Origin of the sequence: Streptomyces sp. NPDC002935, from assembly GCF_040611295.1 — a bacterium.
Lineage (GTDB): Bacteria > Actinomycetota > Actinomycetes > Streptomycetales > Streptomycetaceae > Streptomyces.
The window spans coordinates 1-6,772 of sequence record NZ_JBEXNW010000081.1; the positions used below are offsets into that span (position 1 = coordinate 1).

Here is a 6,772-nt window from a genome sequence, read left to right on the forward strand (position 1 = left end):
CGTCGCCGCTGGATCAGACGTGAGCTTCCGAGGGAACCGCTGCTCGATCCGAACGTAAGCGACGGGCATGCGATGTACCGGCACGGCCCCTTCCGTGCAAGATTCAGCCCCTCCGGCGTTTGAGGAGCGGGGTCTGGGGCGGAGCCCCAGGTACGGGAAGGGTAGGGGCGGAGGGGGCGAAAATCCGCTACCCCCGCAGCGCCGCGAGCTGCTCCTCGAACGGGACCACGTGGAAACCGTCCGCCCGGCCGGCAACTGCCTGGGCCGGGACAGCCACCTCGGGCTCGGGCGCGGCCTCGGCCTGTGTCGAGGCCGAAGTCAAGGCCCGGGTCGAGGCACTGGACGTCGAGCCGCCCGCCAGGGCGGACATCAGCCCCGCCAGCTCCCCCGCCGCCCGCTCGATCCGCTCGGAGAGCCCCTCCGCCCCCCAGTCCTCCGAAGCCGCGTACACCCCGGTAGGGACGATCACCGCCCGCAGATACGCGAACAGCGGACGCAGCGCGTGTTCGAGGACCAGCGAGTGCCGCCCGGTCCCCCCGGTCGCCGCGATCAGCACCGGCTTGCCCGCCAGGGCGTCCTTGTCGAGGACGTCGAAGAACGACTTGAACAGCCCGCTGTAGGACGCGGAGAACACCGGCGTGACGACGATCAGTCCGTCCGCCGAGGTCACGTCGTCGATCGCGGCGGACAGCGCCCGCCCGGGGAAGCCGTTGGTGAAGTTGTGGGCGATCTCGACGGCGAGGTCGCGCAGTTCGACGACCCGCAGGTCCACCGGGCCGGAGACCCGGCCGGCGGTCGCGGCCGCCAGCCGGTCGGCCAGCAGCCGCGTGGACGACGGAACGCTCAGCCCCGCCGAGACGACGACGAGCTTCATACGGCGGTCACCTCTTCCTTGGCGGCGGCCACCCGGGCCGCGTGGGTCGGCGCGTCCGGCACGTCGGCCGACCGGTTCTTGGCGAACTCCTCGCGCAGCACCGGCACGACCTGCTCGCCGAGGAGGTCGAGCTGCTCCAGGACGGTCTTGAGCGGAAGCCCCGCGTGGTCCATCAGGAACAGCTGGCGCTGGTAGTCACCGGCGTACTCGCGGAACGCCAGCGTCTTCTCGATGACCTGCTGCGGCGAGCCGACCGTCAGCGGTGTCTGCTCGGTGAAGTCCTCCAGCGACGGCCCGTGTCCGTAGACCGGCGCGTTGTCGAAGTACGGCCGGAACTCCCGTACGGCGTCCTGCGAGTTGGGCCGCATGAAGACCTGGCCGCCGAGGCCGACGATCGCCTGCTCGGCCGTACCGTGCCCGTAGTGCGCGTACCGCTCGCGGTAGAGCTCGACCATCTTCTTGGTGTGGTCGGCAGGCCAGAAGATGTTGTTGTGGAAGAAGCCGTCGCCGTAGTACGCGGCCTGCTCGGCGATCTCCGGCGAGCGGATGGAACCGTGCCAGACGAACGGCGCGACACCGTCCAGCGGGCGCGGGGTCGAGGTGAACGACTGGAGCGGCGTACGGAACTTGCCCTCCCACGTCACCACGTCCTCGCGCCACAGGCGGTGCAGCAGCGCGTAGTTCTCGACGGCGAGGTTGATGCCCTGGCGGATGTCCTGCCCGAACCAGGGATAGACGGGCCCGGTGTTGCCGCGGCCCATCATCAGGTCGACCCGGCCGTCCGCGAGATGCTGGAGCATCGCGAAGTCCTCGGCGATCTTCACCGGGTCGTTGGTGGTGATCAGGGTCGTGGACGTGGAGAGGACGAGCTTCTCGGTGCGCGCCGCGATGTAGCCGAGCATGGTGGTCGGGGACGACGGCACGAACGGCGGGTTGTGGTGCTCGCCGGTCGCGAAGACGTCGAGGCCGACCTCTTCCGCCTTCTGCGCGATGGCGACCATGGCCTTGATGCGCTCGTGTTCGCTCGGCTCCCGGCCCGTGGTCGGGTCCGGAGTCACATCGCCGACGCTGAAGATCCCGAACTGCATGGTCGCTCATCCTCCATGTTGTTGACTGTTCAACTATACCCCCCAACCGTCACCTCGCCCGAGGTATTCCGCGACTGTCAGCGCCCCGTCCTACGATCCCCTCATGGCCGCTCCACGCCGTGACACCCGAGGCATCGTCGACGCCGCGGAGCTCTTCGCGCGCGTCCGCTTCCGCCGCCACGAGCCCGCCGAAGCGCTGCGCCCCTACCTGGAGCACTACTGGCTGATCGACTGGGACCTCACCCAGCCCTACGCCTCGCACGTGGTGCCGCACCCGTCGGTCAACGTCGTCTTCCAGCGGTACACGGGACAGGACCCCTTCGGCGAGGTCGCCGGCATCGGGCTCGACCTGTTCACCCAGAAACTGGAGGGGCGCGGCAGGGTGTGCGGGATCCAGTTCCGGCCGGGCGGCTTCCGCCCCTTCGCGCCCGGCCGCACCCTGTCGGACCTCACCGGACAGCGGCTCCGCCTCCCGGAGGTCTTCCCCGGCTCCGGGAGCGCCGTCGCCGCCGTCCTCGACCCGGACGACGAGCGGGCCCGGGTGGCCGCCCTCGACGCCTTCCTCCTGGACCTGGACCCGCGGCCGGACCCGCAGGCCACCCTCGCGATCGCCCTGGTCGACCGCATCCGCACCGACCGCACGATCCGTCACGTCGGAGAGTTCGCCGAGGCGCGGGGCATGACCGTCCGCGCCCTGCAGCGCCTCTTCTCCGCGTACGTCGGCGTCGGCCCGAAGTGGATCATCCTGCGCTACCGCATCCACGAGGCCCTGGAGCGCGCCGAGACCTCAGAGCCGGTGAACTGGGCCGCCCTGGCCGCCGACCTCGGCTACGCCGACCAGGCCCATCTGGTCCGGGACTTCACGGCGACGGTCGGCGTCCCGCCGACGGCGTACGCGAGCGGCCACCAGCCCTCCTGACCACCCCGCGGCCGGCTCCCCCGATCCGCCCTGCCGCATCCCGCCACAAGACACTGCCGGAAAGGGACTTGACCGCGCCGCACTCCATGCCCGACATTTATCTGCGTGACACAGACACTGCACGACACACACGAAGCATCGCATCCGCCCGCCCGCACCCGCTGGGCGATCCTCGGCGTCGTCCTCGCCGCCGACATCCTGGACCTCCTCGACGGCACCATCACGAACATCGCCGCCCCGACCATCACCGACGACCTCGGCGGCGGCACCGCCCTCGTCCAGTGGCTCGGCGCGTCCTACGCCCTCGCGCTCGGCGTCCTGCTCGTCCTCGGCGGACGGCTCGGCGACAAGTACGGCCGCCGCCGGCTGTTCCTGACCGGCCTCGCCGGCTTCACCGCGGCCTCGGTCGCCTGCGGCCTCGCACCGACGCCGGGAACCCTCGTCGCCGCCCGCCTCGTCCAGGGCGCCTTCGGCGCGCTGGTCATCCCGCAGGGGTTCGGCATCCTCGGCGCGACCTGGCCCCGGGACCAGATCGGCAAGGCGTACAGCCTGTTCGGACCGGTGATGGGCCTGTCCGCCGTCGGCGGCCCGATCCTGGCCGGACTCCTCATCGACGCGGACCTCGCCGGCCTCGGCTGGCGCCCGATGTTCCTCATCAACATCGCCCTCGGCGGCGCCGCGCTCCTCGCCGCCACCCGCCTGCTCCCCCGCGACACCGGCGACCGCACGACCACCGTCGACGCCCTGGGTTCGGCCCTTCTCGGCGCCACCATGCTCGCCCTGCTCACCGGCCTCATCGAGGGCTCGGCCCACGGCTGGACCGCGCTCCCGGTCCTCCTCCTGCTCGCGGGTCTCGCGCTCTTCGCGGCGTTCTGCCACCGCCAGCGCACCGCCTCCAGCCCCCTGATCCGGCCCTCCCTCCTGCACAACCGCGGCTTCACCTCGGGGCTGCTCCTCGGCGTCGTCTTCTTCGCCGCGGTCTCCGGCCTCCTCTACGTCGTCTCCCTCTTCCTCCAGCAAGGCCTCGGCCGCTCCCCCTCGGCTGCCGCGCTCGCCCTGATGCCCCTGTCGGCGGGCATCGTCATCGCCTCGATCGCCTGTTACGGCCTCATCGCCCGACTGGGCCGCCGCCTCGTCCTCATCGGCTTCCTCGTCACCCTCGCCGGAACCGCCCATCTCCTCACCCTGGTCGCCGTCTCCGGCACGGACACCGGAAGCTGGGCCCTGGTCCCGCCACTACTCGTCATCGGCCTCGGCATGGGCGCCTGCTTCGGCTCGCTCTACGACGTCACCATCGGCGACATCGCGCCCTCGGAGGCCGGCAGCGCGGGCGGCTCACTCGGCGCGGTCCAGCAGCTCGCCAACGCGATCGGAGCCGCCGCCGTCACCAGCGTCTACTTCCGGACCGGCGGCGGCGAGACCCACGCGACCACCGTGAGCCTCGCCGTCGTGGCCGCCATCACCCTCCTGTGCTGCCCCCTCGTACGCCTGCTGCCGCTCAAGGCACCGGAAGGGCACCACTAGGACATCCCCCGGGGACGCACTAGGGAACAAGGACCAGCCGGCCCCGCAGCCCGCCCTCCGCGAGCCTCGCGTGCGCCTTGACGACCTCGTCGAGCGCGTACGTCCCCGCGACCCGGGTCGTCAGCACCCCCTCGTCGAGAAGCGCCACCAGCTCCGTGAGCCGCGCCCCGTCGGCGGCGACCTCCACGGCGCCGGTCCGCACCCCGCGCACGGACGCCGGGTGGGCTCCCGGAATGACCCCGACGAAGGCGCCCCCGTCCCGCACCCACTCCAGCGCCTCCGCGCCCAGGATCGCCGCGTCCAGCACCGCGTCCACACTCCCCGGAGCCACCGCGCCCGACACGAACCGGTCGGCGCCCAGGGACCGTACGAGCTCCTCGTCGCCCTCCCGGGCCAGCGCGGTCACCGTCACCCCTAGCCGGGCTGCGAGCTGCACGGCGTACCCGCCGACCGCGCCCGCGGCCCCGGTGACCAGCAGGCTCTGCCCCGGCTCCAGGGCCAGCGCGTCCAGGGCCTGGGCGGCGGCCAGGGCGTTGAGCGGCAGGCTCGCCGCGTGCACCGCGTCGACCGAGCGGGGCGCCGCGGCCACCGCGTCGGCGTCGACCACCACCTGATCGGCGTGCGTACCGAGGGACTTGACCGGCCCGTACACCAGCGCCACCACGTCGTCGCCCACGTTCCACCCCGAGGCGGCCCCGGCCGCGTCCACGACCCCGGCCACATCCCAGCCGAGCCCCAGCCGCTGACCCGCGCCCCCGAAGACACCCGCGCGCACTCCGGCGTCCACGGGATTGACCCCCGCGGCCGCCACCTTGATCCGCACCTGCCGGGCCCCCGGCTCCGGCACCGCGACCTCGACGAGCTCGACCGCTTCCGGACCACCGAACGCCGTCACCACCGCAGCACGCATACCAGCTCACCCCATCAGTAGGTCATTCACAGGTCTCTTTCCCGCTGCAACAACCCTAGGAAGAGTTACTATCCATTGGTAAGTAGGCACCTGAAGGTGCGTACGTCACCCGGAGGTGAGTCATGGCGACCACGACGGCGGCCGAGCGGCGCCGGCAGGCCCGTGTCGAGTACGACGCGTTCATCAAGAGCTGCCCCACCAACCAGCTCCTGGACCGCATCAGCGACAAGTGGGTCAGCCTGATCGTGAGCGCGCTCGCCGGCGGACCGATGCGCTACAGCGACCTCGGCCGCAAGATCGCCGGCGTCAGCCCCAAGATGCTGACGCAGACCCTGCGTTCACTGGAGCGCGACGGCATCGTCTCGCGCACGGTCACCCCGGCCGTACCGGTCCGTGTCGACTACGAACTCACCACGCTGGGCGGCAATCTGAGCTGCCTGCTCACCGCCGTCAAGGACTGGGCGGAGCACCACATCGAGGAGGTCGTCGAAGCCCGCGAGCGCTACGACACCTCGTCCGAGGCCGCCTGAAAGTCCCCGGACCGCAGCCGCGCGACCTGCTCGGCACTGAAGTCCACCGTGCGCCGCATGTGCCCGATGATCAGGGCGACCTCATCGTCGTCGAGCCCGTCGAACAGGGCGTACCAGCCGCCGCCCAGCCGCTCCCACATCCGCCCGAACTCGGCGATCTTCTCCGGCACGGTCGCCACCAGCACGCGCCGCCGGTCGACCACGTCGCGCTCCCGCACGACATAGCCCGCCTTCTCCAGCCGGTCCACCAGCCGCGTGGCCGACCCGGTCGTCAGCCCCGTCATCTCGGCGATCCGCCCGGTGGTCACCGGCCCCGCCTCCAGGCTGAGCAGATTCACACACTGCACATCCGTCGGATGCAGCCCGACGTGGTCGGCGAGGGCCTGGTTGAACAGCGCGTACGAGGCCATGTAGCGCCGCGACACGGCCGCCAGCTCGCCCAGCAGCCGTTCTCTCGCTTCCTCAGCCATACCGGCCCCTTCCACCGCGCCAAACAGAAATCGTACGACGCGAACACGCGCAATCCGGCCGACAACCAGGCTCCCGGAACCCCGCGTTCCCCCGCCCCCAGCACTGATGCCACCCCTGGGGCTCCACCCCGGCCCCGCTCCTCAGACAACGCCGGAGGGGCTGATTCCTTCCCCGGCCGGGGATGGATTTTCCCCCGAGCCCCCTGCACCCCGGCACAGCAACAACCGTCTTTCGCCCCCTCCGCCCCTACCCTTCCCGTACCTGGGGCTCCGCCCCAGACCCCGCTCCTCAAACGCCGGAGGGGCTGAATCTTCCCCGCAGCCGAAATCGCGCGGGAGCAACGGCGCCCCCGCCACGATGTACCCGCGGCCGTCGACGCACGGAAGGGGCCGTGCCGGTACATCACATGCCCGTCGCTTACGTCCGGATCGAGCAGCGGCTCCCTCGGAAACCCAC

Annotated in this window: 7 protein-coding genes; 3 read left to right on the forward strand and 4 right to left on the reverse strand. The window is 71.5% G+C overall.

What is annotated here, in order from left to right:
- Positions 1–187: 187 nt before the first annotated feature.
- Together ABZX90_RS43580 and ABZX90_RS43585 are read right to left on the reverse strand one after the other, a co-directional pair.
- Positions 188–874 carry an FMN reductase gene (locus ABZX90_RS43580; RefSeq protein WP_355213700.1) on the reverse strand — a complete coding sequence of 229 codons (687 nt, stop codon included), beginning with the start codon at positions 872–874 and terminating at the stop codon, positions 188–190.
- Positions 871–1,962 (reverse strand): LLM class flavin-dependent oxidoreductase, encoded by a 1,092-nt coding sequence (locus tag ABZX90_RS43585; RefSeq protein WP_355213701.1) that lies wholly within the window; start codon positions 1,960–1,962, stop codon positions 871–873. Before ABZX90_RS43585 ends, ABZX90_RS43580 begins: the two co-directional genes overlap by 4 nt.
- 103 nt (positions 1,963–2,065) lie before the next feature.
- Between ABZX90_RS43585 and ABZX90_RS43590 the strand changes: the two genes are divergently transcribed.
- Positions 2,066–2,881: a helix-turn-helix domain-containing protein gene (locus tag ABZX90_RS43590; protein WP_355213702.1), complete on the forward strand. Its 816-nt coding sequence runs from the start codon at positions 2,066–2,068 to the stop codon at positions 2,879–2,881.
- A 105-nt stretch (positions 2,882–2,986) separates the two neighbouring features.
- Entirely contained in the window at positions 2,987–4,405 is a 1,419-nt protein-coding gene (locus ABZX90_RS43595) for an MFS transporter (protein WP_355213703.1), read from the forward strand.
- Between the two features lie 19 nt (positions 4,406–4,424).
- On the opposite strand, the gene ABZX90_RS43600 is transcribed toward ABZX90_RS43595, so the two are convergent.
- A complete protein-coding gene (locus tag ABZX90_RS43600; protein WP_351135263.1) occupies positions 4,425–5,315 on the reverse strand; it encodes a zinc-binding dehydrogenase in 891 nt (296 codons plus the stop codon).
- A 122-nt stretch (positions 5,316–5,437) separates the two neighbouring features.
- On the opposite strand from ABZX90_RS43600, the gene ABZX90_RS43605 reads away from it, so the two are divergent.
- The gene (locus tag ABZX90_RS43605) at positions 5,438–5,845 is read left to right on the forward strand and encodes a helix-turn-helix domain-containing protein (protein WP_351135261.1); all 408 of its coding nucleotides are present in this window, start codon (positions 5,438–5,440) and stop codon (positions 5,843–5,845) included.
- Here the strand turns inward: ABZX90_RS43605 and ABZX90_RS43610 are convergent.
- Positions 5,818–6,315: a MarR family transcriptional regulator gene (locus ABZX90_RS43610; protein ID WP_351135259.1), complete on the reverse strand. Its 498-nt coding sequence runs from the start codon at positions 6,313–6,315 to the stop codon at positions 5,818–5,820. The genes ABZX90_RS43605 and ABZX90_RS43610 overlap by 28 nt on opposite strands.
- Positions 6,316–6,772 lie beyond the last annotated feature (457 nt).